This is a genomic window from Martinezella tropici (genome assembly GCF_008370325.1).
GTDB lineage: Bacteria > Pseudomonadota > Alphaproteobacteria > Rhizobiales > Rhizobiaceae > Rhizobium > Rhizobium tropici_B.
The window spans coordinates 16,546-41,846 of sequence record NZ_VNIP01000010.1 but is presented as its reverse complement, the minus strand read 5'-3'; the positions used below and the strand labels follow the sequence as shown (position 1 = coordinate 41,846).

At 61.4% G+C, this 25,301-nt stretch carries 23 protein-coding genes; 11 read left to right on the top strand and 12 right to left on the bottom strand.

The features are described from left to right. Nucleotides 1-4: 4 nt before the first annotated feature. Nucleotides 5-1,135 (bottom strand): esterase-like activity of phytase family protein, encoded by a 1,131-nt coding sequence (locus FP026_RS19035; RefSeq protein ID WP_149636192.1) that lies wholly within the window; start codon nt 1,133-1,135, stop codon nt 5-7. Nucleotides 1,136-1,288: 153 nt separating this feature from the next. Next, nucleotides 1,289-3,352: a DNA topoisomerase IV subunit B gene (gene parE / locus FP026_RS19030; RefSeq protein ID WP_149636191.1), complete on the bottom strand. Its 2,064-nt coding sequence runs from the start codon at nt 3,350-3,352 to the stop codon at nt 1,289-1,291. Between the two features lie 205 nt (nt 3,353-3,557). On the opposite strand from parE, the gene FP026_RS19025 reads away from it, so the two are divergent. The 4 genes from FP026_RS19025 (at nt 3,558) to FP026_RS19010 (ending at nt 7,775) form a co-directional block, all read left to right on the top strand. After that, nucleotides 3,558-4,454 carry an alpha/beta fold hydrolase gene (locus FP026_RS19025; RefSeq protein ID WP_149636190.1) on the top strand — a complete coding sequence of 299 codons (897 nt, stop codon included), beginning with the start codon at nt 3,558-3,560 and terminating at the stop codon, nt 4,452-4,454. A 136-nt stretch (nt 4,455-4,590) separates the two neighbouring features. Next, nucleotides 4,591-5,361 carry a triose-phosphate isomerase gene (gene tpiA, locus FP026_RS19020; protein WP_149636189.1) on the top strand — a complete coding sequence of 257 codons (771 nt, stop codon included), beginning with the start codon at nt 4,591-4,593 and terminating at the stop codon, nt 5,359-5,361. Nucleotides 5,362-5,475: 114 nt separating this feature from the next. Continuing rightward, nucleotides 5,476-6,003 carry a preprotein translocase subunit SecG gene (gene secG / locus FP026_RS19015; RefSeq protein WP_149636188.1) on the top strand — a complete coding sequence of 176 codons (528 nt, stop codon included), beginning with the start codon at nt 5,476-5,478 and terminating at the stop codon, nt 6,001-6,003. A 143-nt stretch (nt 6,004-6,146) separates the two neighbouring features. After that, nucleotides 6,147-7,775, top strand: a complete 1,629-nt coding sequence (locus FP026_RS19010; RefSeq protein ID WP_149636187.1) for a CTP synthase — start codon at nt 6,147-6,149, stop codon at nt 7,773-7,775. On the opposite strand, the gene ftrA is transcribed toward FP026_RS19010, so the two are convergent. Continuing rightward, entirely contained in the window at nt 7,738-8,775 is a 1,038-nt protein-coding gene (ftrA, locus tag FP026_RS19005; protein WP_149636186.1) for a transcriptional regulator FtrA, read from the bottom strand. The two genes, FP026_RS19010 and ftrA, sit on opposite strands and share 38 nt — an antisense overlap. Before the next feature lie 65 nt (nt 8,776-8,840). Between ftrA and FP026_RS19000 the strand changes: the two genes are divergently transcribed. The 4 genes from FP026_RS19000 (at nt 8,841) to FP026_RS18985 (ending at nt 12,916) form a co-directional block, all read left to right on the top strand. After that, entirely contained in the window at nt 8,841-9,233 is a 393-nt protein-coding gene (locus FP026_RS19000; protein WP_149636185.1) for a rhodanese-like domain-containing protein, read from the top strand. A gap of 141 nt (nt 9,234-9,374) precedes the next feature. Further along, nucleotides 9,375-10,424: a HoxN/HupN/NixA family nickel/cobalt transporter gene (locus tag FP026_RS18995; protein WP_149636184.1), complete on the top strand. Its 1,050-nt coding sequence runs from the start codon at nt 9,375-9,377 to the stop codon at nt 10,422-10,424. 86 nt (nt 10,425-10,510) lie between these two features. Continuing rightward, entirely contained in the window at nt 10,511-11,044 is a 534-nt protein-coding gene (locus FP026_RS18990) for a FecR domain-containing protein (protein ID WP_149636183.1), read from the top strand. A gap of 12 nt (nt 11,045-11,056) precedes the next feature. Next, on the top strand, nt 11,057-12,916 hold the full coding sequence (locus tag FP026_RS18985) for a CHASE2 domain-containing protein (protein ID WP_149636182.1): 1,860 nt from the start codon (nt 11,057-11,059) through the stop codon (nt 12,914-12,916). 26 nt (nt 12,917-12,942) lie between these two features. Here the strand turns inward: FP026_RS18985 and FP026_RS18980 are convergent, their stop codons facing one another. Then, complete coding sequence (locus tag FP026_RS18980) at nt 12,943-13,542, bottom strand: LysE family translocator (protein WP_149636181.1); 600 nt, start codon at nt 13,540-13,542, stop codon at nt 12,943-12,945. Between the two features lie 100 nt (nt 13,543-13,642). Here FP026_RS18980 and FP026_RS18975 point away from each other — a divergent pair, with 100 nt between their 5' ends. After that, a complete protein-coding gene (locus FP026_RS18975; RefSeq protein WP_149636180.1) occupies nt 13,643-14,518 on the top strand; it encodes a LysR family transcriptional regulator in 876 nt (291 codons plus the stop codon). A 16-nt stretch (nt 14,519-14,534) separates the two neighbouring features. On the opposite strand, the gene FP026_RS18970 is transcribed toward FP026_RS18975, so the two are convergent. After that, nucleotides 14,535-15,623 carry a citrate synthase/methylcitrate synthase gene (locus FP026_RS18970; RefSeq protein WP_149636179.1) on the bottom strand — a complete coding sequence of 363 codons (1,089 nt, stop codon included), beginning with the start codon at nt 15,621-15,623 and terminating at the stop codon, nt 14,535-14,537. An 85-nt stretch (nt 15,624-15,708) separates the two neighbouring features. Here FP026_RS18970 and FP026_RS18965 point away from each other — a divergent pair, with 85 nt between their 5' ends. Continuing rightward, nucleotides 15,709-16,842 (top strand): citrate synthase, encoded by a 1,134-nt coding sequence (locus FP026_RS18965; protein ID WP_149636178.1) that lies wholly within the window; start codon nt 15,709-15,711, stop codon nt 16,840-16,842. Between the two features lie 24 nt (nt 16,843-16,866). On the opposite strand, the gene FP026_RS18960 is transcribed toward FP026_RS18965, so the two are convergent. Both FP026_RS18960 and tehA read right to left on the bottom strand, forming a co-directional pair. After that, nucleotides 16,867-17,238: a VOC family protein gene (locus tag FP026_RS18960; RefSeq protein ID WP_149636510.1), complete on the bottom strand. Its 372-nt coding sequence runs from the start codon at nt 17,236-17,238 to the stop codon at nt 16,867-16,869. A gap of 31 nt (nt 17,239-17,269) precedes the next feature. Beyond that, complete coding sequence (gene tehA, locus FP026_RS18955) at nt 17,270-18,271, bottom strand: dicarboxylate transporter/tellurite-resistance protein TehA (RefSeq protein ID WP_149636177.1); 1,002 nt, start codon at nt 18,269-18,271, stop codon at nt 17,270-17,272. A gap of 305 nt (nt 18,272-18,576) precedes the next feature. Here tehA and gnd point away from each other — a divergent pair, with 305 nt between their 5' ends. Continuing rightward, nucleotides 18,577-19,602 (top strand): phosphogluconate dehydrogenase (NAD(+)-dependent, decarboxylating), encoded by a 1,026-nt coding sequence (gene gnd / locus FP026_RS18950; protein WP_149636176.1) that lies wholly within the window; start codon nt 18,577-18,579, stop codon nt 19,600-19,602. Nucleotides 19,603-19,671: 69 nt separating this feature from the next. Here gnd and FP026_RS18945 read toward each other — a convergent pair whose 3' ends face one another. From FP026_RS18945 to FP026_RS18925, 5 genes are read right to left on the bottom strand one after another with little or no spacing between them, the layout of a single operon-like run. After that, nucleotides 19,672-20,898 (bottom strand): molybdopterin molybdotransferase MoeA, encoded by a 1,227-nt coding sequence (locus FP026_RS18945; protein WP_149636175.1) that lies wholly within the window; start codon nt 20,896-20,898, stop codon nt 19,672-19,674. A gap of 3 nt (nt 20,899-20,901) precedes the next feature. Beyond that, nucleotides 20,902-21,396, bottom strand: coding sequence for a cyclic pyranopterin monophosphate synthase MoaC (moaC, locus tag FP026_RS18940; RefSeq protein ID WP_149636174.1), 495 nt, complete (start codon nt 21,394-21,396; stop codon nt 20,902-20,904). A 1-nt stretch (nt 21,397) separates the two neighbouring features. Continuing rightward, a complete protein-coding gene (gene trpC, locus FP026_RS18935) occupies nt 21,398-22,213 on the bottom strand; it encodes an indole-3-glycerol phosphate synthase TrpC (RefSeq protein WP_149636173.1) in 816 nt (271 codons plus the stop codon). Nucleotides 22,214-22,219: 6 nt separating this feature from the next. Then, nucleotides 22,220-23,242, bottom strand: a complete 1,023-nt coding sequence (gene trpD / locus FP026_RS18930; RefSeq protein WP_149636172.1) for an anthranilate phosphoribosyltransferase — start codon at nt 23,240-23,242, stop codon at nt 22,220-22,222. A 25-nt stretch (nt 23,243-23,267) separates the two neighbouring features. Further along, nucleotides 23,268-25,160, bottom strand: coding sequence for a peptidylprolyl isomerase (locus FP026_RS18925; RefSeq protein ID WP_149636171.1), 1,893 nt, complete (start codon nt 25,158-25,160; stop codon nt 23,268-23,270). Between the last annotated feature and the right edge of the window lie 141 nt (nt 25,161-25,301).

The following is a 25,301-nucleotide window of genomic DNA, read 5'->3' as shown; positions in this document are numbered from 1 at the left end:
GGTATTACGAGGGGCGGTGGATCACCTTGAACGCGAAAAACTGCGTCTTTTGCGTCGAATTGAAATTGTTGTCGGCTACGAAGATCAGCACGTCGCTACCGTCTCTCGATTTGCCGAGGGTAACGCCTTCGATATTGTCGGGAGCAAGACCGAGCGCGCGCAAATCCATGATCTCCGTCTTACGCACCGGCACGATCCGCTGATCGGTTGTCATGAGCGACGGGATATTCGCGACATCAGTGGCGCCGTCGAGATCGAACATGTTGATGACGACCGAATTGCCGACGCCCTGCGCATAGCCGCGCTCGACCGAAAGCAGATGACGATCGTCGAGCGCCAGGATCTCGGACAGGCCGAAGTCGTTCCAGCCACTTGCCGGCGAGGGTGCCTGCGGAATCGGCGAGACCGGATAGACATATTGCGCCTTCTGCACGCCCGCCGCGGCGTCATACCGAACGATGCGTGCGAGCGCGCCGTTGGTCAGCGTCGTGACCGGCCCATCCTGGTAAAGGGCAGATTCGGTGTTAACGAGAAGGTCGCCGCCTGAAAGGAAGGTCAGGCCTTCAAACGCGAGATTGTCGCGGATCCCCGTATGCTTGTCGGCCGTCGGGGCAAAACCATCCGGCAATGAGAACTCGCGGACGAAGCTGCCGTCGCGATTGGCGACGCGCACGAAGGGAGGCAGCAGCGCCTTGCCATCGCCTTCGCTGCTCCAATAAATGCCGTCCTTTCCCAGGCGGATGGATTCGCCATCGACCTTCTTGAGAGCAAAAGGCTGGCCATCCTTGTCCTTCAGCGTGACATGATCGATCACCGTGACGCTCTTCAGGACGCTGGCGTCGACATCGATATCGAGGTCGTAGAAGCGGGCAGGCGCCTTTTCGGAGCGGTCGTCGCTAATTGCGAAATAGCGGCCGGTAGCGGGATCGAAGTCGATGCCCGATAGGCCGCCGACTTCCACGCCGTTTTCCATGAAGCCCGTCGGAATATCGTAATTGCCAAGATAGGAAAGACCGATGCCGGCCTTGCAGTCGCCGAAGGGGCAGGGCACGTCGATCGTCGTCCCGATATCGAGCGCATGGGCGGCATGGCTGAAGAGGAGAACGGCGGCGGTCGTCAGAAATGGCTTCAACATGGCGAAATCGTCAATCCGGATGATGAAATGGCGGCATTCAAGGCAATGCCGCCATCTACACATCGATCCATGACGCTTTCGTAACGGATATCGGACAATCCGGTAAAATATCGCGAAGCCTGCCGGCTTTAGCAATCGGCGGTTGGTTCGCCGTCAGATATCCAGATCCTCGGCAAAAGCGGCCCGTTCCTGAATGAAGCGGAAGCGCGCATCGGCCTTCGTGCCCATCAGATTATCGACCGCATCGCGCGTGCCTTCGAAATCAACCTCGTCGATCTCGACACGCAGCAGGGTGCGCTTGGACGGATCCATCGTCGTTTCCTTGAGCTGGGCCGGCAGCATTTCGCCCAGACCTTTGAAGCGGCTGATCTCGACCTTGCCTCTGCCCTTGAATTCCGTCTCCATCAACTCAAGACGATGAGCATCGTCACGCGCATAGATGGATTTCGACCCTTGCGTGATCTTGTAGAGCGGCGGTACGGCCAGGAAGAGATGGCCCTGGCGGATCAACTCGGGCATTTCCTGATAGAAGAAGGTGATCAGCAGCGAGGCAATGTGCGCGCCGTCGACGTCGGCATCGGTCATGACGACGATGCGTTGATAGCGAAGGTCTTCCTCGCGATATTTGGTGCGCGTGCCGCAACCGAGCGCCTGCACGAGGTCAGTAATCTGCTGGTTGGCGGACAACTTCTCGCGGCCGGCGCTGGCGACGTTGAGAATCTTGCCGCGCAGCGGCAGGATCGCCTGGTTGGTGCGGTTTCGCGCCTGCTTGGCCGAGCCACCTGCCGAATCGCCCTCGACCAGAAAGAGTTCCGCACCTTCGGCCGCACTTTGCGAGCAATCCGCCAGCTTGCCGGGCAGGCGCAGCTTGCGCACCGCGGTCTTGCGGTTGACTTCCTTTTCCTTGCGGCGGCGCATGCGCTCTTCCGAGCGCTCGATCACCCATTCCAGCAGCTTTTCGGCCTCGGCCGGATTATCGGTCAGGTAATGATCGAAGGGATCGCGCAGCGCGTTTTCGACGATGCGCTGGGCTTCGACCGTTGCAAGCTTGTCCTTGGTCTGGCCGACGAATTCGGGCTCGCGGATGAAGATCGACAACATGCCGACGCCCGAAATCATCACATCGTCGGTGGTGATATTGGCCGCGCGCTTGTTCTGTGTGAGATCAGCGTAGTTCTTCAGGCCCTTGGTCAGCGCGATTCGGAAACCAGCTTCGTGCGTACCACCTTCCGGAGTCGGAATCGTATTGCAATAAGAGTGGATCTGCGGATCGCCGCCATACCAGGTCATCGCCCATTCGAGCGAGCCGTGGCCGCTTTCCTTCTCCGTCTTGCCGGCGAATATCTCGCGGGTGACGGTGAACTCATTGCCCATCGTCGCCTTGAGGTAATCCTTCAAGCCTCCCGGGAAATGGAAGACCGCCTTTTCCGGAACGTCGGCACCTTCGGGCGCCAGCTCAGGATCGCAAGCCCAGCGAATCTCGACGCCGCCGAACAGATAGGCCTTGGAGCGGGCCATGCGGAAGACGCGGGCCGGATCGAAGCGGGCGTGATCCCCAAAAATCTGCGGATCCGGATGAAAGCGAACGCGGGTGCCGCGCCGGTTATGCACATCGCCCAGCTCTTCCAGGCCGCCGATCGGCAGGCCGCGCGAGAATCGCTGGCGATAGAGCTTGCGGTTACGGGCAACCTCGACTTCCAGATCATCCGACAGCGCGTTGACGACGGACACGCCGACGCCGTGCAGACCGCCAGAGGTCTCATAGGCCTTGCCGTCGAACTTACCGCCGGCATGCAGCTTCGTCATGATGACTTCGAGCGTCGACTTGCCGGGAACCTGCGGATGGTTTTCCACAGGGATGCCGCGACCATTGTCCGTGACGGTCAGGTAGCCTTCCCGGTCGAGATAGACCTCGATGAAATTCGCATGGCCGGCCACAGCCTCGTCCATGGAGTTATCGATGACTTCGGCGAAGAGGTGGTGCAGAGCCTTTTCATCCGTGCCGCCGATATACATGCCGGGACGCATGCGAACGGGCTCGAGCCCCTCGAGAACGCGGATGGAGCTTGCGCCGTATTCTTCCGACGACGACGTCGTTGGGGCCGCGCGCTGTGCGGGCGCTGCGGCTGGCATTTCTGCCTTTACGGCCGGCTTTTCCGCTGCTTCCGGTTTCGGCGAGCGGGGTAGTCCGGAGAAGAGATCGTTGCTGTTATCCATAGAACTTCAAGCTGCTAGATTTGTCCTGGAGGGGCCAGATCCCTTTATTGTCGCATTTATAGCCGGTATTCGCGAATCACCGTGATTCTGCCAGAAACGGCGCACAAGAGCGATGGCGCCCCATGACGGGGCAGATTCATGAATGAGATTTGCGTTGCCGGGTGACGAATGGCAAGCCCGATGGCCGATCGGAGGAAGTATCCGCATGCGAATGTCCACAGCTCATTTGCCTATCCTGTCCGCAATCTCGGGCATTCTGCTTCTGGCGACCGCTCAAGGGGCCTGCGCCGATATGCTGAAGCCCTTCAAGGACGAGCTGTTTTCTAATCAGACCGTCATCGAAAGCCACGACAATGGCGCCTTCCAGACGATCGATTACCAGGAAATTCGGGATATCAACGGCCGCGACCAGATTCCGGAAAGACGGGTCAAGCCGGCCTATGTCGACACCGGCGTGCGCTGGAAGGCGCAAGAGGACGAGACCCTGCAGCTCGGTGATCGCAAGGTCGACGTCACTCGTATCGGCCCGGCCTCGAGACAAGCCTTTACTGTTATTTTCATTCACGGCCGCGGCGGCGACCGCCGGCTCGGCTCCAACGACTATACCTTTGGCGGCAATTTCAACCGCCTGAAAAACCTCGCCTATCGCAATGGCGGCACCTATTACGCGCCGAGCGTCAGGGGTTTCGACAGCAACGGGGTTGCCGATATCGCCGCGCTGATCCGCTATTCCTACGAGCAATCGGGCGGCAAGCCGGTGATCCTCACCTGCGCCTCCATGGGCAGCTTCGTCTGCTGGGGCATTACCCGTGATGCCGAAAGCGTCAAGCGCCTGAAGGGTATGGCGATCCTGAGCGGGGTGACCGATCCGGATTTCACCAAGAGCCCCTTTTACAAGGCGAAACTGCCGCTCTGGTTCACGCATGGCAGCAAGGACCCCGTCTACGCCGCGGCGGATCAGCAGGCACTCTTCGAGAAACTCTACAAGGCGCATTATCCGACGCGCTTCACACTTTTCGAAACCGGCAATCACGGAACACCCGTGCGCATGACCGATTGGCGCAAGGTGCTCAACTGGATCGTCGATCCGCAGGCATCCTAAAATGCTCGGGCGTCGGATTATTTTCCGGATATGCATTTTTCAAACGATTTTAACTGGTTCCGCCCCCGTTCGATAACTTTCCTTTCTTCCCCCTTTTTGTTAGTCCGACTGATGAAATAAGGGGGAGACACTTGGAATGACGAAGACCGTACGGCCGCTTCTGGCCGGAAACTGGAAGATGAACGGCACGCGTGCGAGCCTCGATCAGATCAAGGCGATCGCGGATGGCGTCAAGGCGCCGCTCTCGGAGAAAATCGATACGCTGCTCTGCCCCCCGGCTACATTGCTCTATGTCGCAACGGCACTTTGCGACGACAGCCCACTCGCCATCGGCGCGCAGGATTGCCATCAACAGGTCAGCGGCGCCCATACCGGCGATATTTCCGCCGAGATGATTGCCGATTGTTTTGGCACCCATGTCATCGTCGGCCATTCCGAGCGCCGCAGGAACCATGCGGAAAGCGACATGCTGGTGCGCGCCAAGGCGCAGGCGGCACATGATGCGGGGCTCATCGCCATTATCTGCATCGGCGAGACCGCTTATGAACGCAACAGCGGCCAGACGCTCGATGTGCTGAAGCGAGAGCTCGTAGGCTCCATTCCGGATGGCTCTACGGCACAGACGACCGTAATCGCCTATGAGCCGGTCTGGGCGATCGGCACCGGTGTCGTTCCGACCCAGGAAAACGTCGAGGAGGCGCATGCCTTCATCCGCGCCGAGCTTATCGAGCGCTTTGGCAGGGAAGGCGCGAACATGCGAATCCTCTATGGCGGATCGGTCAGTGGCGCCAATGCGCGCGATCTCCTGGACATTCCCCATGTCAACGGCGTTCTTGTCGGCGGACAGAGCTTGAAAGCGGTCGACTTCCTCGCCATTTATGCCGCATTCGAACGGCAGTTCGCCTGAAGCAACAACTTGGCCGGTATTCCAGCCTTAAAGGGGCTTGGAATAGGCGAGAGCCTCATGTAAAGAGCCGCGAGCTTTTCTTTTTGATGCCCGCCAGCGGGCAGGACTGGATCTATGCAAACCGTACTGCTTGTTATCTATCTCATGATCGTTGTCGCCCTTATCGGCGTTGTGCTGATTCAGCGCTCCGAAGGTGGCGGCCTCGGCATCGGCGGCGGATCGGGCTTCATGTCTGCACGCGGTACGGCCAATGCGCTGACGCGCACCACGGCCATTCTGGCAGCGCTGTTCTTCGCGCTCGCGCTCGGCATGAACGTGCTGTCGCGTTTCGAAGCTCGCCCGACCGACATCCTCAACCGTATCCCGAGCACGGCGGGCCAGGGCAACGGCATTCTTGATTCGCTCGGCGGGCAGAAGAGCCCGGCGCCGGCGACCACCCAACCGAAGCCGGCCGACAATAGCGGCGTTCCGAACAGCGGCGCCGTCGCTCCGCAGTCGCAGGCAACGCCGCCTGCAACCACGAACCAGCCCGCCGCTACGGCGCCGGCTCAACAGGCTCCGGCCGCGACCGGTCAGCAGACCGCGCCGGCGACGACGATTCCTGCGCCAGCCGACAACGGCGGCGTTCCGACCGGTAAGTAATTCCGGTCGCCGAAGATCATCCCCGGCAGGTCCTTGGATCTGCCGGTTTTGTTTTGTCCATATTCCGCGTTCTGTAGCCAAAATTCCGGAAACGAATTTTAGGGCTAGCGGAATCATTTGTGAAAAGGTATCCGGTGACTCCCATGGCGCGATATGTATTCATCACTGGCGGCGTGGTTTCTTCCCTCGGAAAAGGAATTGCGGCTGCGGCTCTCGGAGCGTTGTTGCAGGCTCGTGGTTATCGAGTCCGCCTGCGCAAACTCGACCCCTATCTGAACGTGGACCCGGGCACAATGAGCCCGACCCAGCACGGCGAGGTCTTCGTCACCGACGATGGTGCGGAAACCGACCTCGATCTCGGCCACTACGAGCGCTTCACCGGCCGCTCGGCCACCAAGACCGACAACATCACCACCGGTCGGATCTACAAGAACATCATCGACAAGGAACGCCGTGGCGACTATCTGGGCGCAACCGTCCAGGTCATCCCGCACGTCACCAACGAGATCAAGGATTTCGTGACGGAAGGCAATGACGAGTATGATTTCGTCATCTGCGAGATCGGCGGCACCGTCGGCGACATCGAAGCCATGCCTTTCATGGAAGCGATCCGCCAGCTCGGCAACGACCTGCCGCGCGGTACGGCGATCTACGTTCACCTGACGCTGATGCCTTACATTCCGGCCGCCGGCGAGCTGAAGACCAAGCCGACGCAGCATTCCGTCAAGGAACTGCAGGCTCTCGGCATTCACCCGGACATCCTGCTCGTGCGTGCGGATCGTGAGATCCCGGAAGCAGAACGCCGCAAGCTTTCGCTGTTCTGCAATGTCCGTCCGTCTGCCGTTATCCAGGCGCTGGACGTCGCCAACATCTACGACGTACCGATGGCCTACCACAAGGAAGGTCTCGACAACGAAGTGCTGGCCGCGTTCGGCATCGAGCCGGCACCGAAGCCGCGTCTCGACCAGTGGGAAGAAGTCTGCAACCGCATCCGCACGCCGGAAGGCGAGGTGACCATTGCCATCGTCGGCAAGTATACAGGCCTCAAGGATGCCTATAAGTCGCTGATCGAAGCGCTTCATCACGGCGGCATCGCCAATCGGGTCAAGGTCAAGCTCGAATGGATCGAGTCGGAAGTCTTCGAAAAGGAAGATCCGGCACCCTATCTCGAGAAGGTTCACGGCATTCTCGTGCCCGGCGGCTTCGGCGAGCGGGGTTCGGAAGGCAAGATCCTGGCAGCCCGCTTCGCACGCGAGCGCAAGGTGCCGTATTTCGGCATCTGCTTCGGCATGCAGATGGCCGTCATCGAAGCGGCCCGCAATCTGGCCGGCGTCGAACATGCCTCGTCGACCGAGTTTGGCCCCACCAAAGAACCGGTCGTTGGCCTGATGACGGAATGGCTGAAGGGCAACGAACTGCAGAAGCGCACGGCATCCGGCGATCTCGGCGGCACCATGCGTCTCGGCGCCTACAAGGCGGCGCTGAAGAAGGGCACGAAGATTTCCGAAATCTACGGTTCCACCGATATTTCGGAGCGCCATCGCCACCGCTATGAGGTCAATGTCGATTACAAAGACCGGCTGGAAGACTGCGGCCTGACTTTCTCCGGTATGTCACCGGATGGCATCCTGCCGGAAACGGTCGAATATGCGGATCATCCGTGGTTCATCGGCGTCCAGTATCATCCGGAGCTGAAATCCCGGCCGCTGGAACCGCACCCGCTGTTCTCCAGCTTCATCGAAGCAGCGACGGAACAGAGCCGTCTGGTCTAAGAGCGGCGAACCGCTTGCGGTAGTCGCTCGGACTGACCGCAAGCTTCTCCCGAAAGTGATGGCGCATGGTGGCGAGCGATCCAAATCCGCTCGCCACCGCCACATCGTCCAACGAGATGGTTGTTTGTTTTTCAAGCAGATCGCGGGCGCGCCGCAGCCGCTCGCTGAGTAGCCATTCGCCCGGCGACATGCCGGTAGTCGCCTCGAAGCGGCGCTGGAAGGTCCGCACGCTCATGCCCGCCCGCGCTGCAAGCGCGGCAATGGGCTGCTCTTCCTGCAAACGCTCGCGCATCCATTCCAGCAGTGGCCCCAGACGTGCTCCCTCGCGCTGCCTCAGAACCGGTGTCTCGATGTATTGCGCCTGGCCGCCCTCACGATGCGGTGGCACCACGAGGCGGCGCGCGACGCTGTTGGCGATATCAGGTCCGAAATCCCGGCGCACCACATGCAGGCAGAGATCGATGGCGGCGGCGCTGCCGGCGGCTGTCAGCACGCTGTCTTCGTCGACATAAAGGACGTCGGCATCCACTGATATGTCCGGATAACGCGCGGCAATGGAATCGACATATCGCCAATGCGTGGTCGCCTTTCGGCCAGTGAGCAATCCGGCGGCGGCAAGGACCGCCACGCCCGAGCATAGCGACATGATGCGCACGCCACGGCGGCTGGCGGCCTGCAGCTCGGCGATCAGCGGGTCAGGGACAGGCGTCCCGATCCCGCGCCAACCAGGCACGATGATCAGATCGGCATGGGCAATGACCTCAAGCCCGTGATCGACCTGCACCGTGAGCCCGCCGGCGGCGCGCAACGGGCCGTCCTCGATCGCACAGGCGGAGAAGCGATACCAGTCATCGCCCATTTCCGGCCGTGGCAGGCCGAAGATTTCGTAGGCGACGCCGAATTCGAACGTGCACAACCCATCATAGACGAGCGTGACGACATGCGGGCCGAGAAGATTTGGGTTACCGGAGTTTGGCATGATGTTGACGCTATATGGCATTTCGGCCAATTTCAACTGTGAGATCACTCAGGCATGAATGCACCGAACCCAAGAAGGAGCGTTCCATGTCCCTGGTCAGTGAAATCCCCGCAGCCGCCCCGAGCCTCGTCGCAGAGCACTATGCCTGCAGGCTTGCCTTCGAGACTGATTGCTCCGATGTGCGCCAGGCGATGACGTCAGGCAATTTGGATTTCGTCCTGCTCGATGTTCGCGGTCCTGCCATGTTCCAGGAGCAGCATATTCCCGGCGCGATCAATCTGCCGCATGGCAAGATGACCGCGCGGAAGATGGCGGAATGGCCTGACGATACGCTATTCGTCGTCTATTGCGCCGGGCCGCATTGCAACGGCACCGACAAGGCGGCTTGGCGCCTGGGCTCGCTGGGCAAGCGCGTGAAGGTCATGATCGGCGGCATGACCGGCTGGGCCGATGAAGGGCACCCGTTCGAAATAGGCTAATCAGGCGCGGAGCAGACCCGGTCGCGCCGAGTTTGCTCATTTTTGTGACACTGCGAATAACTTCGGCACCTACGTCATTCGACTGTCGCGCCGCTTCCCGTTCCATGGCACTGTGCGAGTAAGCATAACGGGAACAAAAGTATGATCCTCAATCCATTTGACGATCGCGCGGAAAGACCGAGAGCCAAGATCGCTCTCACTTTCGCATTGCTGATCGCGTTCAATATTGCCGCATGGGTTTGGGCCTGGGCCGCTTTCGCCGACAGGCCTTCACTGCTTGGTATTGCGCTTCTTGCCTATATGTTCGGGCTTCGCCACGCCTTCGATGCCGATCATATCGCTGCGATCGACAATGTCGTGCGCAAGCTCATTCAGGAAAAGAAGCAGCCCCATGCGGTCGGCTTCTTCTTTTCGCTCGGCCATTCCTCGATCGTAGTGATCGCCTCGATCCTGATTGCCGCGACGGCGGCCGCCATGCAGAGCCAGCTCGATTCCTTCCACGATGTGGGCGGCGTCATCGGCACGGCGGTTTCGGCAGTGTTCCTGCTTCTGATCGGCGTTGCCAACCTTTTTGTCCTCAAAGGCGTTTGGTCCGCCTTCAGGCGGGCACAAAGGGGCGAGAGGGTCGCGGACGAGGATCTCGATACGCTGCTTGCCGGCGGCGGCTTTCTGGCCCGCATCTTCCGGCCGATGTTCAAGGTCGTTACCCGCTCATGGCACATGTATCCGATCGGCTTTCTTTTCGGCCTCGGCTTCGATACCGCGACGGAAATCGGGCTTCTCGGCATTTCCGCAGCTCAGGCCGCGCAGGGCATGTCCTTTTGGACTATCCTCCTCTTCCCGGCGCTCTTCACCGCCGGCATGTCGTTGATGGACACGCTCGACAGCACGCTGATGACCGGAGCCTATCGCTGGGCCATCGTCAAGCCGGTGCGCAAGCTCTGGTACAATCTGACGATCACGGCGGCCTCGGTCGTCGTCGCCATCTTTATCGGCGGCATAGAGGCGCTGGGGCTGATTTCCGACAAGCTCGGCCTTGAAGGCGGCTTCTGGAGCTTGATCGGCGAACTCAATGACAATCTTGCCAATTTCGGTTTCGTCGTCGTCGGCATTTTCCTGCTGAGCTGGGTGATTTCGACCGTGCTCTACAAAGCCAGAGGCTACGACAACTTGCAGATCAAGCGCTCATGACGCATCATCGTCCTCAGGGATCGAGCATGCCGTGACTGGAAATCGCCGTCCGCGGCTCCAGTTATATGCGATGAGGGGCCACAATCATGATCCACGCAAGCAATATTCGTAGCCTGGCGCTGGCGGCAGGCACCCTGTGCATCATCAGCGCCGGCACCGCTTCCGCGCAAGCCGTCGCGAATTGTCCGTTGCGGCCCGCTGTCAGCGCCGAGCGCCAGATGTTGAATTGCGAAGCTGGGCTCAGCATCACCGTCGAGCGCGGCGCGCACTATCGGCTTGCGGACCGGAACCGTGATGGCCGCGTGGATGCTGTTGTGCTCGACAGCAAGGCAGCGCTGATCGATGTGGATGCCGGTCGCGTTCAGGGAGGATTCGAAGTGGTAACGCCACAGGCAATCGCCGCCGTGCGCGGCACGCGATGGGCCGTCGATGTGAAACGGGGCAACACGTCCGTGCTTGTCTTGCGCGGCCGGGTCGCGGTCAACAAGGTATCGACCGGGCAGGGGGTTACGCTCGGCCAAGGGCAAGGCGTGGATGTCGACCGCAGCCGCTCCGCATTGCGTGTCACCCAATGGGGACAGCCGCGCATAAACGCTTTGATGGCTCGCCTCGGCCAGTGAGGTCGCGACGCGATGCGCAGACCACCGCTGCAGACGCTGATTGCACTACTCTTGACTGCCGTCTGGGGATTGGGCCTCGGCATCGCTCATCTGCGTGGTGACATTCCCTTCGTCGACAACGCCGAAGCGACGTTGACGAACCTTCGCAATACGCTCGGTGGCAGCCACCAACCACCCGATCTCGTCACGATTGTTGCCATAGACGATGATACGTCGCGTGTGGCGGGGCACTATCCCTTACCGCGGACAGCGCTCGCCAAAATCATCGATGCCATCGGCGCGCTGGGACCGAAAGCCATCGCGCTCGACCTGCTTCTGGTCGATTCCGGTGACGAGGTTGGCGATTCCGCGTTGGAGCAATCGCTGAAGCGAACCAAAGTCGTGCTGGCTGCAGCCGGCGTTTTCCCCGAAAGCCGACAGCGTGTCGTTGACGACAGCAGGGAACCCCTCGCCCGCGTGCCAAGCGCCCTGCAATTCCTTGAACCGCAGCAGCGGTTCGCCGACGCCGCAAGCTATGGTATCGTCAATGTGCAGACGGACAAGGCGGGAACGCCGCGTTTCGTTCCGATGCTGTTTCGCAGCGGCGAGCGGATCGAGCCATCCTTTTCGCTGCGCGTCGTTTCCGCCGCAACCGATGAGCAGACAACCGTCATCTCCGATCGTATCAAGATCGGCGGCCGGTCCATCCAGACCGATACCGGCTATCTCTTGCCGCTCTCTTTCTACGGTCCGCGCGGCACGATCCGCACTATCAGTGCCAGCGCGGCGCTCAACGGGCAATTGCCGGAAGCTGCGATCAAGGATCATGTCGTCGTCATCGGCGCAACCGTTACCGGTGGCAGCGATGTCTTTCCAACGCCCTTCGATCCCGTTCTGCCGGGTGTCGAAGTCATCTCCACCTCAATCACGCATCTGATTGCCGGAGACGGCCTGGCGCGCGACCGCAACATTCGCTTCATCGATCTCTATTTCGCCATCGGTTTGCCGCTGCTCGTCGTCGGCCTTCTCTCCTGGCAGCGTAGTACCATTGGCCTGATAACAGTCCTCGGCGTCGTGCTCGTCTGGTTCGCAGTCAATGTCAGCGCCTTCAAGCATGGGATCTGGCTGAGTGCCGCCCTGCCGATTGCCGCGACCGTGCCGCCGGCGCTGCTGTTCGGCGCGGCACAGCTTTGGTTCGACCGCAGGCGGGCCACGCGCTTCGCCGAGCAAAGCGAGCTCCTGCAACGCATCGAGGCGCCCGGCCTTGCCGAACATCTTGCCCGTGATCCCGATTTCCTCGCAAGCCCGGTGCATCAGCAAGCTGCCGTCGTCTTCATCGATATCAACGGTTTCACGGGTCTCAGCGAAACGATCGGCCCGGCTGCCGTGCGGGAACTGCTGAACGGCTTTTACAATCTCGTCGATGAGGAGGTGACTGCATGCGGCGGCGCCATCACCAGCTTCATGGGCGATGGAGCGATGATCCTGTTCGGCTTGCCGCAGCCGAGGCCCAGCGATCCCTCCGATGCGGCGCACTGTTGCATTCGTTTGGCCGAGCGGATGAGAGGCTGGCTCTCGGCGCTGCCGGAGACGGTGGCATCCCGCATCGGCTTCAAGATCGGCGCGCATTTCGGCACCATCGTCGCCTCGAGGCTCGGCGGTGGCGGGCGCCAGCAGATCACCGCAACCGGCGACACGGTCAACATCGCCAGCCGTCTGATGGAGGTCGCCGCCAGCAATCGCGCCGAGATCGCCATCAGCGACGAGCTGTTGCTTTCCGCCGGTCGGGACAGCACTCCTTTCAGGGAAGGGAACCTCGAAGGTCCGATCGAAGCAAGCTTGCGTGGCCGCGCCGGGACATTGACCATATGGCTTTGGCGCAGCCGAACATGATCATCCCGCCCTCAGCGTGCCGGCTTTCATTCATGCCACATCGGAATGATCGAAATCACCAGGAGGCAGGCGAGCAAGATATTGACAGCGCGCCACTGCCATGCCGTTTTCAGCAGACGCCCGAGCATTTGTCCGAGAATGCACCACACGGCGAGCGAGAAGGCCGCGACCAGGCAGAAGGTCACGCCGAGCAGGACTGCGAGTCTGACGGGACTTTCCGCCAGCGCGGCGAAAGAAGCGGCGGCACCCATGGTCATCGCCCAACCCTTGGGATTGTGCCAGAGCATCCAGAGACCGGCGACGAAGCCGGTAGGCCTCGCCATCTGGCCGGCCCTGCTCGGCGGGCCGCTCCCGCCGATCCGGACGGCAAGCCAGATCAGATAGAGCGAACCCAGTGCCTTCATGCCGATCTGCAGCGTCGGCAGCGCCAGCAATACTCCGCCAAGCCCCGCGGCCGTCGCGCCTGCCATGGAGCCAAGCCCGACGGCGAAGCCGGCCATGACCGGGATCGACCGGCGAAAGCCGAAATGCGCGCCGGATGCGGTCGCGAGCGTCGTGGCGCCTCCCGGCGTTATGGTCGAAACCAATGCGAAGAGGATCAGGGGCAACAGGGTTTCGACAGTCATCTCCAGCCTTTCTCGATTTTGAGACAAGGGATAGAGAGGCAGTCTTCATCAGCAAAACGAATATTGAAGGATCTTGGCATTAGCGTTTATAATACGAGCCATGATCCGGAACCTCGACATAGCCCTTATCCGAACCTTTGCTGCCGTTGCCGACAAGGGGAGCATGACGATTGCCGCCAATATGCTGCATATGACGCAGGGCGCCGTCAGCCAGCAGATCAAACGGCTGGAGGACATGCTTGATTGTACCCTGTTCGAGCGGGACAGGCGCGGATTGCGGCTGACGCAAGCGGGCGAACGATTGTTCGGCAACGCCCGCCGCCTATTGGCATTGAACGACGAGATCTGGGACGACATGACGGAGAGGAGCGTCCGCGGCAGCGTCCGGCTCGGCGTTCCCTATGATCTCGTGGGAGCAACGCTGGCACCTGTGCTGAAATCCTATGCCGAGCGCTATCCGCAGGTGGAGATTTCGCTGGTCTGCGCATCATCACCGGAACTGCTCGAAGAGTTGGGAAAGGGGACCGTCGACCTCTGTGTCGTCGAGGAAGCATACGGAACGTCGCAGGGCGAATGCCTTGCCGTCGAGCGGCTTGTCTGGGTCGGCGCGAAGGCAGGCAGTGCCCATCGCAAGGTGCCATTGCCGATCTCGATGGTGGCCGATACCTGTGCCTTCCGGTCATCCGTCTTTGCGGCACTCAGCAAGGATGGGCTGCGCTGGCGGACTGTTTTCGAGAACGGCAATATCGAGGCGACCACGGCGACGGTGCGCACGGATCTCGCGGTAACCGCCTGGCTCGCCTCCACCGTTCCGGCCGATCTCGATATCCTCACGGTCGAGCAAGGGCTTCCCGAACTGCCGATCTTTGCGATCAACCTGCATTTGCCCAAGGGGAACGCAACGCCCCAGACGCTGGAGCTTGCCCGTCACATCCGCGAAGGCATGATGCGGCCGCGCCAATCCGCGGCCGCCTGAGCGTTTATTGGAACCACTATGCCGCTTTCGGCAAGGGGCCGACATAGCGTGACTGTGGGCGGATCAGGCGCCCGTCGAGCGTCTGTTCGCGCGCATGGGCGATCCAGCCGACCGTGCGGCCGATCGCGAAGACGCCGGTAAAGGAACTGCGCGGGAAGCCGAGCGCGTCGAGCAGCAGGGCGGTGTAATATTCGACATTGACGTCCAAGGGACGATCCGGCTTGCGCTCCTTCAAAAGCGCGAGGGCCGCCGCCTCGATGGCTTCCGCCAAGGCGATGCGCGCGGCATCCGCCTGTCCGCTCGCAAAGATCGGCTTCAACGCCGTCTTCAGGGCGTCGGAGCGCGGATCGCGGACGCGATAGATGCGATGGCCGAAACCCATCAGCCGCTCGCCGTGATCGAGCGCCTGCGACAGCCATGCGCGGGCATTTTCGGGCTTGCCGACACCGTCGAGCATATCGAGAACCGGGCCGGGGGCGCCGCCATGCAGAGGACCTTTAAGGGCGCTGATCGCCGCGAGCACGGAAGAGGTCAGGCCCGCATGGGTCGAAGCAATGACGCGCGCGGCGAAGGTCGATGCATTGAGGCCATGATCGGAAATCGTCACCAGATAGGCATCGAGACCCGCCGTCTGCTCCGCTGTCGGAACACGGCCCGTCAGCATGCGCAGGATATCAGCCGATTGGGAAAGCGATGCATCCGGCTTGATCGGCGTCTCGCCTTGCTGCAATCGCAATACGGCAGGCAGGAAGACGGCGGGCGCCGCCATCAGGCGGACGGCCGTCGCAAAGTCCTCGCCGTCGCCGAGGCGAGCCAGCAAGGCACGCACGGCATCGACTGGCGGCAGCGCGAGCACAGCGGCATCGGCAGCCTCCACATGCGGGAAGAGCGCAAGGCGGGCCGCGCCGAGCTGCGTCCGGATGGAGGCCGCGTCGATATGCTCGTCGAACAGGCCATCGAGCAACAGCGCTGCGACATCCTCGAAGCGGCTGGTCGCCACCAGATCATCCAGCGACACGCCGCGGATGATCAGGCGACCGGCTGCACCATCGACGTCGGACAGCTTTGTTTCTGCGGCAATGACGTCTTCAAGACCACTTTTCATCATCGTTCTCCTTTGACTATGCGATTAGATCGGGCCTATTTTTATTGACGTCAATCTTGATGCAATTGATCAATATGAGGGATGGATGAGCTGGCTGACGGCGGAGCAGGCGCTGACCCTGCTGGGAACGAAATCACAGACACTCTACGCCAACGTCAGCCGCGGGCGCATTCGCGCGAAGCCGGATCCCGCCGATACCCGACGCAGCCTCTATTTTACCGATGACGTCAAGCGGCTGGCCACGCGCCATGCCGGCCGGCGCAAGACGGAGGCAGTGGCGGCTGAAGCCATTCAATGGGGCGATCCGGTATTGCCATCGGCACTGTCGACGGTTTCGAACGGCAGGCTCTTCTATCGCGGCCGGGATGCGGCAATGCTTGCCGAAAGTGCTGCGCTAGAGGATATCGCGCTGCTGCTATGGGACATGAAGCGGCCGCTACGTTTCGAGCAAAACCAGGCGCGGCAAAAGCCTCCCTCCCTGAATGCCGCATTCTCCGCGCTTGCCGAGCGCATAATGAAAGACCTGCCGTCACTCGGGCGCTCGCTTCCAGCCCTGCAGAACGAAGCGGAGAGTGTATTCGACACGGTGGCCGAAGCCTTGGCTCCAGGGGCGTCGGACAGACCGCTGCATCAACGTCTCGCCGCCGCATGGAGCCGTCCTGATGCGAGCGACCTGATACGCCGCAGTCTCGTTCTGCTCGCCGATCACGAATTGAATGCTTCGACCTTCACTGCACGGATCACGGCGTCCGCGGGAGCGACATTGTCCGCCGCCACCTTGTCCGGCCTTTCCACGCTGACGGGTCCTTTGCATGGCGGCGCATGGCAAAGCGTGCGCTCTCTGATTGCCCGGGCCGCCGTGACGGGCGCGGAAGAAGCCGTCCGCGACTACCTGTCGGAGGGTCGGGCATTGCCGGCCTTCGGTCATCAGCTTTATCCGGATGTCGATATCCGTGCCGAGGCGCTGCTGCGCTGCTTTACGCTTCCGCCGCTATTTGCCAGGGTTCGCGATGTCGGCGAACAGCTGGTCGGCGAGCGCGTCAACGTTGACTTCGCGCTGACGGCGATGACCCATGCCTATCATCTCCCGGAGGATGCGCCGTTGATCATCTTCGCGCTGGCGCGGACGGTCGGCTGGCTCGCTCACGCCATGGAGCAGGCGACCAGCGGCCGGTTGATTCGGCCGCGTGCGCGCTATGTCGGCCCGCCGGTGCAGTGATCTCACCGGAATCACCGCCGCCACTCAGCTCACCGGCAAGTGACAAACGGCTTCGATATTGTGGCCATCCGGATCGAGAATGAAGGCGCCATAATAGTTCTGGTGATAGTGAGGACGAAGCCCGGGAGCCCCGTTGTCGATACCGCCGGCGGCAAGGGCCGCCTGGTGAAATTCGTCCACGATCTTCCTGCTGCCGGCAGTGAAGGCTACATGCGCGCTTGTCTGCGGTGCATCGCGCTGGCCGATCCAGAAAAATGCCTTTGGTTTAGCACCATAGCCCGCAAAAGTTTGGCCTTCTGCATAAAGACGTTCGATGCCGAGAGGGCGCAATGCCCTATCGTAGAATATCTTCGAACGTTCCAGGTCGCGAACGCCGATCGTCACATGGTCAAGCATGCCGTCCTCAAAATGGCGCTCTTGAACTTCCTCAACCATGGCCTACCGCGCCGGCATCGCGGTCGGCAAGTTCGATCCAGCCGATCACTAGCTTGCGGTTGGCAACCAGCCAGATCGTTGCCAGTGCGATCAGGCCGACGACGACATTGGCAATGATGAAGAGGATTGGCGCAAGTTGCGTAATCGGCCCGACATCGCCGCGCTCGACCAGCCTCATGGGAGCAGTCGCCAGCGCCGTCGCACCGAAGGTGAAAGCCCAATAGGCGGGACTGAAGCCTTCCTTCGTGATCCAGGGCAGGAGGCGAAGCATGATCAAGGCCTGCAGCAAGCCGTAACCGATCATCGCATGCACCAGCATGTCGGGAGGGCCTTTCGTAACGCTGATATAGGCGAGCGCGCCGACGGCCGGCGGCGCCAATTGAATTCCAAGGGTCGGTCTCAGCGGCGGAGCCAGTGCCGGTCCAGTCAACAGGCGGTGCAGCAATGCCGACTCGATGGCGAGCCAGGCAAAGAAACCGGCGCCGAAGAAAAGCTGAGCCCATTCGGGAAAACCGAGGGCCGCGCCGACGATGGCGGTCACGAAGCTTCCCGCGACACTCGGCAGGTAGAGCACGGCGGTCGTCGTGGCGATGTCACGCTCACCCTGCCAAAGGCCGCCGGTACGCCAGACGGAGAATGCGAGCGTATAGACAGCGGCGAGCAGGAATATGGTTTCGGCACCGATACGCGAATAGGGCAAAAGCCCTCCGGCGATCAGCATGGTCGCCACACCAACCAGGCCGATGAAGCAGCACTGGACGGGATGGGCCACCTCCTTGAGGGCTTCGTCGCGCGCGACCACCCATTTGAGTGCATAAAGCACGATCAACGCCAGCCAGACGGCGAGGCTGACAAAGGTCAGCACTTCTCCGACGACCGCCGGCAATTGCCAGATGCGGGCACCGACCCGCCAGGCATTGGCGAGGCCGGAGAGTCCCAGGACCATGCCGAAGAACGCGGCGGGAATGAGCGGAAGTTTCAGAGACGCAACCATATGCCTCCTTTAACGCTCCGTAGCGAGCGTGGACTTAGAGAGAATGTGCGAAGAGCCGGAACAGATGCTAAATTTATCAACTCGAACGGAAGGGCAAAATACAGATTTCCTCAAGGCCGGCAAAGCGTGATCATGGTAAAAGGCCGGAGGTTTCGGCCGGCGATATCACAGATGCGTGAACGTGCAAATTTTTCTGCGCTCCCGAGCCAGTGCATAGCTCGCCCGTCATTTGTTCATTGGAAAAGATTGCGAAATGTCTTTATTGAGTAGTCAAAACGATTAAAACCGTCCTAGGAGACTGAAATATGCAAATCGGTATGATCGGCCTCGGCCGTATGGGCAACAACATGGTGCAGCGCCTGATGAGGGGCGGTCACAGCGCGGTTGTTTTCGATGCGCGTCCGGAAAGCATCGCGGGGCTGGAGCAGCTCGGCGCCACCGGCAGCAAGTCGCTTGCAGATTTCGTATCGAAGCTCGCCAAGCCGCGCGTCGTCTGGCTGATGCTGCCGGCTGCGATCGTCGATCAGGAACTGGCAGCGCTCGTCCCGCTTCTCGAAGAGGGGGACATCGTCATCGACGGTGGCAACTCCTATTACCATGACGACATCCGCCGCGCCGAAGAGCTGAAGCCCAAGGGCATCCATTATGTCGACGTCGGCACCAGTGGCGGCGTCTTCGGCCTCGAGCGCGGCTATTGCCTGATGATCGGCGGCGAGAAGGAAACGGTCGAGCATCTCTCGCCGATCTTCGCAACGCTTGCTCCTGGTATCGGTGATGTCGCTCCGTCGAAGATGCGCTCGGAAGAAGCGGCCAGGAACAGCACGGCGGAGCAGGGCTATCTGCATTGCGGCCCGTCCGGCGCCGGCCACTTCGTCAAGATGGTCCATAACGGCATCGAATACGGACTGATGGCCGCCTATGCCGAGGGCTTGAACGTGCTGCATCATGCCAATATCGGCAAGCAGACCGCCGAGAAGGACGCGGAAACCGCGCCGCTCTCGCATCCGCAATACTATCAATATGATCTCGATATCGCCGAAATCTCCGAAGTCTGGCGCCGCGGCAGCGTTATCACCTCCTGGCTGCTCGACCTCACGGCCGACGCCCTGCATGGCGATGCTGCTCTTTCGCAGTATGCCGGCCGCGTTTCCGACTCCGGCGAAGGCCGCTGGACGATCTCGGCTGCGATCGATGAAGGTGTTCCAACGCCTGTACTGAGCGCCGCGCTTTACGGCCGTTTCGCCTCGCGCGGCAATGACGACTACGCCAACAAGGTTCTCTCCGCCATGCGGGCCGGCTTCGGCGGGCACCATGAGAAGCCGGCGAAGTAATTAACTAGCCTATCGATCTGATGATTGCGAGCCGGGTGGGTCAAACCTCCCGGCTTTTGCTTGCCCAGCTCAATCCAAAAGGTTCGGCCGCAGCAATATGACCGGAGTGGGCGAGCCCACGTCAAGCTGCGATGCATGCGGCGGCCGGACGACCAGGCAGTCGGCGCGCGCAAAAACCTTCATCATCGATGAATCCTGCTTCGAGAACGGCTCGGCGAGCCAGCCGCCGCCGTCAGCTTTCGTCAGCGTCGCGCGAACATAATCCTGGCGTTGATCGTTCGCCGCAAAGGTCACGGCGGCGCGCGCAACGCCCTCACGCTTGACCGGCGGTAGGGACGCAAGTTTTCTTATCAGAGGCTCGAGAAAAAGCAGGCCACAGACGAGGCTGGAAACGGGATTGCCGGGAAGGCCGAGGACATGCATGTCGCCGAGGCTACCGACCATCAGCGGCTTGCCGGGGCGCATGGCGATGCGCCAGAAATCCAGCTTCATGCCCGCAGCGATCATCGTCGCTTGCACCAGATCGTGATCGCCGACCGAGGCTCCGCCGAGCGTGACGATGATATCGGCCTTGGCCACCTGCGCCCGACCGATGGCGGCGGTGATCTCGTCGTTGTCGTCGGCGACGATGCCGAGATCGAGCACATGCGCGCCGGCGTTGCGGGCCAGCGCGGCGATGCCGAAGGTGTTCGACGCGATGATCTGCGAGGGACCTGGTTCATTGCCTGGCGCCACGAGCTCGTCGCCGGTCGCGAGAATCGCCACCAGCGGACGGCGGTAGACATCCAATGCCGGATGATTCATGGCCGCGGCGACGGTGAGCCGCGAGAAATCCATGACCGTGCCGGCAGGAAGCACGGCTTCACCTTCCAGGAAATCCTGCCCGCGCGGGCGTATATGCTGCCCCTTGCGCAGGGGATAGGTCGTACGGATACGATCGCTTTCCAGCCGCTCTGCATCTTCCTGCAGGAGGACCGAATCGGGGCCTGCAGGAACGGGTGCGCCGGTGAAGATGCGAACCGTTTCGCCCTTGCCGACGGTTCCTTCGAAGGCATGGCCAGCAGCGGAGACGCCGATGACTTGCAGCTCCGAACCCGGCATTGCCGCATCCTCGAAGCGCAACGCATAGCCGTCCATCGCCGAAGCATCGAAAGGCGGTTGGGTCAGGCGAGCGGTCAGATCCCTGGCCAGAACCCGGCCCTCGGCCAAATCGAGCGGAACGCTTTCAACGCGATGGATCGGCGCGGCACTGTCCAAGAGGCGCGCCTGCGCTTCGGCAACGGGCAATAGGCTCATGTGTCAGGCCCCTGGATGGCGGAAATCTGCCGATTTGCCGCCGGATTTCTCCAATAATGTGATGCCGCCGATCTCCATGCCACGATCGGCGGCCTTGGCCATATCGTAGATCGTCAGGCAGGCGACAGAAACCGCCGTCAGCGCTTCCATCTCGACGCCGGTGCGGCCGGTCAGCTTTGCCGTCGCCGTTACGCGCAGGCCGGGCAGGGCGGCGTCTTCCTCGATATCGACGGCAACCTTCGTCAGCATGAGGGGATGGCAGAGGGGAATGAGGTTGCTCGTCTGCTTCGCCGCCATGATGCCCGCGAGCCGCGCTGTGCCGATGACATCGCCCTTCTTGGCGTTGCCTTCGCGAATCAGAGCCAAGGTCTCCGGCTTCATTCTGACGTAACCGGCAGCCGTGGCGCTGCGTGCCGTCTCTGCCTTGTCGCCGACATCGACCATATGCGCTTCGCCGGAAGCGTCGATATGGGTCAGACCGGCCTTCTCGGTGCTCATTTCACTCGGCCGCCAGAATGCCGGTTTCGCCGCCCAGCAGCAGTTTGGTCGCCGCCGTCACATCATCCTTGCGCATCAGGCTTTCGCCGACGAGGAAGGTGGTGATGCCGACGGATTCGAGGCGCGTGCAATCGGCATGGGTGAAGATACCGCTTTCGCCGACCAGCAGCCGGCCTTCCGGAACCATGGCAGCCAGGTTTTCGCTGACCGTGAGGCTGACTTCGAAGGTGCGCAGATTACGGTTGTTGATGCCGATCAGCGGCGAAGACAGCTTCAGCGCGCGCTCCATCTCCTCCGCATCATGAACCTCGACCAGCACATCCATACCGAGGCCGAATGCTTCGTCCTGAAGGCGCTCCGCATCATCATCGGAGAGCGACGCCATAATGATCAGGATGCAGTCGGCACCCCAGGCGCGGGCCTCCTGCACCTGATAGGTATCGAACATGAAATCCTTGCGCAGCGCCGGCAGCGAGCAGGCTGCGCGGGCCGTCGTCAGGAACTCCGGAGCGCCCTGAAAGCTGGGCGTATCGGTCAGCACAGAAAGGCAGGCTGCTCCGCCGGCTTCATAGGCCTTTGCGAGGGCAGGCGGGTCGAAATCCTGGCGAATCAGGCCCTTCGAGGGGCTTGCCTTCTTGATCTCGGCAATCAGTCCGAAAATGCCGGCATGCTTCTTGGCGAGCAGCGCCTTATGGAAGCCGCGCGGTGCGGATTGCCCGGCCTGCATGGCCTTGAGATCGGCAAGAGAGAGCTTGGCCTTGGCGGCGGCGATTTCCTCGCGCTTGTAGGCCTCGATCTTTTTAAGGATATCGGTCATGACGTCCTAGTCCTCTGCTTCCTCGTTGGAAATGGCAACGAGCTTTTCCAATGCGACGGCCGTGGCGCCGCTGTCGAGCGAATGGGCCGCAAGCTTCATGCCATCATGGAGCGTTTCCACCTTGCCGGCAATGACCAGCGAGGCGGCGGCGTTGGCGAGCGCGATATCGCGATAGGCATTCTTTGCGCCACCGAGCACGCCCCGGAGCGCCGCCGCATTGGCAATGCCATCGCCGCCCTTGAGGTCCGCGAGGTCGGCATGCTGCAGGCCGAAGTCGGCCGGCGTCAGCTCAAACGTGCGGATCTTACCATTCTCAAGCGCCGCGACGGAGGTCTTGCCGGTCGTCGTGATCTCGTCCAGACCGTCGCCGTGCACGACCCAGACGCTTTCCGCATTGAGATCCTTCAGCACCTCGGCCAACGGTAATACCCATTGCGGCGCGAAGACGCCCAGCAGCTGCCGGCGCGCGCCGGCCGGGTTCGAAAGCGGACCAAGAAGATTGAAGATCGTCCGCGTACCGAGCTCGACGCGCGAAGGGCCGACATGGCGCATCGACGAATGGTGCAGCTGCGCGAACATAAAGCCGATGCCAGCCTCGCGAATGCAGCGGGCGATCGTCTCCGGCCCGATGTCGAGCTTGATACCCAGCACGGATTGCGTATCGGCGGTGCCGGCCTTGGAGCTTTGAGCACGGTTGCCGTGCTTGGCAACCGGCACGCCCGCGCCGGCAACAATGAATGCCGCCAGCGTCGAAATATTGTATGTGCCGACACCATCGCCGCCCGTGCCGACGATATCGATGGCATCAGCCGGGGCTTTCACCGGCAGCATCTTGGCGCGCATCGTGGTCACAGCGCCGACGATTTCGTCGACGGTTTCGCCGCGCACGCGCAGAGCCATCAGGAATGCGCCAATCTGTGATGGCGTGGCCTCACCCGACATCAGGATTTCGAATGCCTGCCGGGCTTCGTCCCGCGTCAATGCCTCGCGATTGGCGACCTTGGCGAGGAAAGGCTTCAATTCGCTCATCGACTATCCATCCTCCCGACCGGGCCTAACGGGACATCGCCTGTTCGGCGAGGCTCTGGTTGACCGTTACGGTATATTTGCCCTGCAGCTGGCTGACCATCTGATCGAGGATGTCGTCTCCGGCGGCGTTGGCGATCTGAGCAACCTGCTGATCGTCGTTGCTCAGCGCATCGGTCGTCGGATTGTCGTTGACATCGGTGACCTTGAGCAGGATCTGCGTCGTATCATCGGCGCCGACGGCATTGGCGACCGCATCGACGGCTCCGGAGAAGGCGGCTGCGATGCCGCCACGGCCCAGAACCGGATCATCGCTCGAGCGCATGATGCCGGTCTTGTTTTCGACGGCGATGCCGAGCGGCGCGGCGATATCGGCAAGCGACTTGCCCTTCTGCGCTTCCTGCTTCAGCTCGGTCGCCTTGGCGGCAAGCGCGATCTTCTGCTGTTCGGCAGTCCAATCGGCAACGGCCTTTTCGCGCACTTCCGTAAGCGGCCGGTCGTGATCGGGCGTGATGTTCATGACGTCGTACCAGATATAGCCGTCATTTCCGACCGTCAGCGGAGCCGGGTTGCCACCCTGATCGGCCTTGAAGACTTCCGAAAGCAGCTGCTGGCGTGCCGGCAGATCCTTGATCTCATTGCCTTTCTGGTCGAGGCCGGTTTGATCGATGGCATCGATGGTGACCAATTTCAGCTTCAGCTGCGACGCGGCTTCCTGCAGCGAGGCGCCGGAACCGCGCAGGTCCTCGAACTTGTCGTGGACGCTGGTGATTTCGCTGGCGGCGTTGCTGAGCGCAATTTGCTTGCGGATATCTTCCTTGACCTCGTCGAAATTCTTCGCGGTCTCATTCTTCACGTTGGTCACGCGCAGGATGACCGGGCCGAACGAACCATCGACGACAGGGCTCGTGCCGCCTTCCTTGGCGACGGCAAAGGCCGCTTCGGCAACGGTCTTATCCGGAACCTGATCCTTGGTGAAGGTGCCGAGCAGCACATCGGAGGGCTTCTTGCCCTGGTCGGAAACCAGCTGGTCGAAGGTCGTTCCGGTCTTCAGCGCATCGGCCGCGGCGTTGGCGAGGTCCTTGTTGGCGAAGGTCAACTGCTCGATCGTGCGCGCCGCCGGCGTCGTGAAGCTGTCCTTGCGCTTGTCGAACTGCGCGCGCACCTCGTCGTCGGACACGCTCGCCGGATCGGCGATATCCTCGGCCTGCAGTTTGACATAGCCGAACTTGCGATATTCCGGCGCGCGGAACTTCGACTTCACGCCGTCGAACCACTTCTGCAGGACATCGTCGGCCGGCGCCTTGACGGGGTCGATGTTGGCATTTGTCAGCAGCAGATAATCGATGGTGCGGGTCTCGTCGTGATATTGCTTGACGGCGTCGACCAGGACCTGCGGGGCGGTAAAGCCGTTCGATACCGCCTCGACGATCTGGCCGCGGATCGCAACCTTGCTGCGTTCCTTGATATAATCGTCAGGCGAAATATTGCTGTTGCGTAGCAGCAGGTCGAATTTCTGCCGGTCGAAAGAGCCATTCGTCGCCTTGAAGGCCGGATCGTCGCCGATCAGCTTGGCCAGCCGGTCCTGTGAAAGACCGAGGCCCATATCGGCGGCAAGCTGGTCGAGTGAGGCGCCGGCGACGAGTTGCGCCACCGTTTGCTGTCCGATTCCGAAAGCGCGCGCCTGCTCCGGCGTGATCTGCATGCGCAATTGCTGGCTGATCGCCTGAATCTGGCGACGATAGGCGAGACGGAATTCATTGGTATCGATGTGCTGATCGCCAACGGTGACAACCGTACTGCTGCTGCCGCCGCTGATGAGGGACCGCTCGACGCCCCATACACCAAAGGCTGCCGCAAGAAGAAGCAACAGGCCCTTGGCAAGCCAGGTCTGGGCGATTTTTCTCAGCACGTCGAACATTGGAAAGCAAACCTCGTCATCATCAAGTCTTCGCACGCGGGCGAAACAATCGGAGTTCCTTAGAACAATCCGAACCGGAATTGAAGAGCCACTGGGGAAATCGCCGGATGGCAGGCAAAGCCGCCGGAACCTTTGACAGGC

Bases quoted from the DNA above. Each gene is read 5' to 3' on its own strand.
- FP026_RS19035 (WP_149636192.1), bottom strand. From the start codon at position 1,135: ATGTTGAAGCCATTTCTGACGACCGCCGCCGTTCTCCTCTTCAGCCAT.
- parE (WP_149636191.1), bottom strand. From the start codon at position 3,352: ATGGATAACAGCAACGATCTCTTCTCCGGACTACCCCGCTCGCCGAAA.
- FP026_RS19025 (WP_149636190.1), top strand. From the start codon at position 3,558: ATGCGAATGTCCACAGCTCATTTGCCTATCCTGTCCGCAATCTCGGGC.
- tpiA (WP_149636189.1), top strand. From the start codon at position 4,591: ATGACGAAGACCGTACGGCCGCTTCTGGCCGGAAACTGGAAGATGAAC.
- secG (WP_149636188.1), top strand. From the start codon at position 5,476: ATGCAAACCGTACTGCTTGTTATCTATCTCATGATCGTTGTCGCCCTT.
- FP026_RS19010 (WP_149636187.1), top strand. From the start codon at position 6,147: ATGGCGCGATATGTATTCATCACTGGCGGCGTGGTTTCTTCCCTCGGA.
- ftrA (WP_149636186.1), bottom strand. From the start codon at position 8,775: ATGCCATATAGCGTCAACATCATGCCAAACTCCGGTAACCCAAATCTT.
- FP026_RS19000 (WP_149636185.1), top strand. From the start codon at position 8,841: ATGTCCCTGGTCAGTGAAATCCCCGCAGCCGCCCCGAGCCTCGTCGCA.
- FP026_RS18995 (WP_149636184.1), top strand. From the start codon at position 9,375: ATGATCCTCAATCCATTTGACGATCGCGCGGAAAGACCGAGAGCCAAG.
- FP026_RS18990 (WP_149636183.1), top strand. From the start codon at position 10,511: ATGATCCACGCAAGCAATATTCGTAGCCTGGCGCTGGCGGCAGGCACC.
- FP026_RS18985 (WP_149636182.1), top strand. From the start codon at position 11,057: ATGCGCAGACCACCGCTGCAGACGCTGATTGCACTACTCTTGACTGCC.
- FP026_RS18980 (WP_149636181.1), bottom strand. From the start codon at position 13,542: ATGACTGTCGAAACCCTGTTGCCCCTGATCCTCTTCGCATTGGTTTCG.
- FP026_RS18975 (WP_149636180.1), top strand. From the start codon at position 13,643: ATGATCCGGAACCTCGACATAGCCCTTATCCGAACCTTTGCTGCCGTT.
- FP026_RS18970 (WP_149636179.1), bottom strand. From the start codon at position 15,623: ATGAAAAGTGGTCTTGAAGACGTCATTGCCGCAGAAACAAAGCTGTCC.
- FP026_RS18965 (WP_149636178.1), top strand. From the start codon at position 15,709: ATGAGCTGGCTGACGGCGGAGCAGGCGCTGACCCTGCTGGGAACGAAA.
- FP026_RS18960 (WP_149636510.1), bottom strand. From the start codon at position 17,238: ATGCTTGACCATGTGACGATCGGCGTTCGCGACCTGGAACGTTCGAAG.
- tehA (WP_149636177.1), bottom strand. From the start codon at position 18,271: ATGGTTGCGTCTCTGAAACTTCCGCTCATTCCCGCCGCGTTCTTCGGC.
- gnd (WP_149636176.1), top strand. From the start codon at position 18,577: ATGCAAATCGGTATGATCGGCCTCGGCCGTATGGGCAACAACATGGTG.
- FP026_RS18945 (WP_149636175.1), bottom strand. From the start codon at position 20,898: ATGAGCCTATTGCCCGTTGCCGAAGCGCAGGCGCGCCTCTTGGACAGT.
- moaC (WP_149636174.1), bottom strand. From the start codon at position 21,396: ATGAGCACCGAGAAGGCCGGTCTGACCCATATCGACGCTTCCGGCGAA.
- trpC (WP_149636173.1), bottom strand. From the start codon at position 22,213: ATGACCGATATCCTTAAAAAGATCGAGGCCTACAAGCGCGAGGAAATC.
- trpD (WP_149636172.1), bottom strand. From the start codon at position 23,242: ATGAGCGAATTGAAGCCTTTCCTCGCCAAGGTCGCCAATCGCGAGGCA.
- FP026_RS18925 (WP_149636171.1), bottom strand. From the start codon at position 25,160: ATGTTCGACGTGCTGAGAAAAATCGCCCAGACCTGGCTTGCCAAGGGC.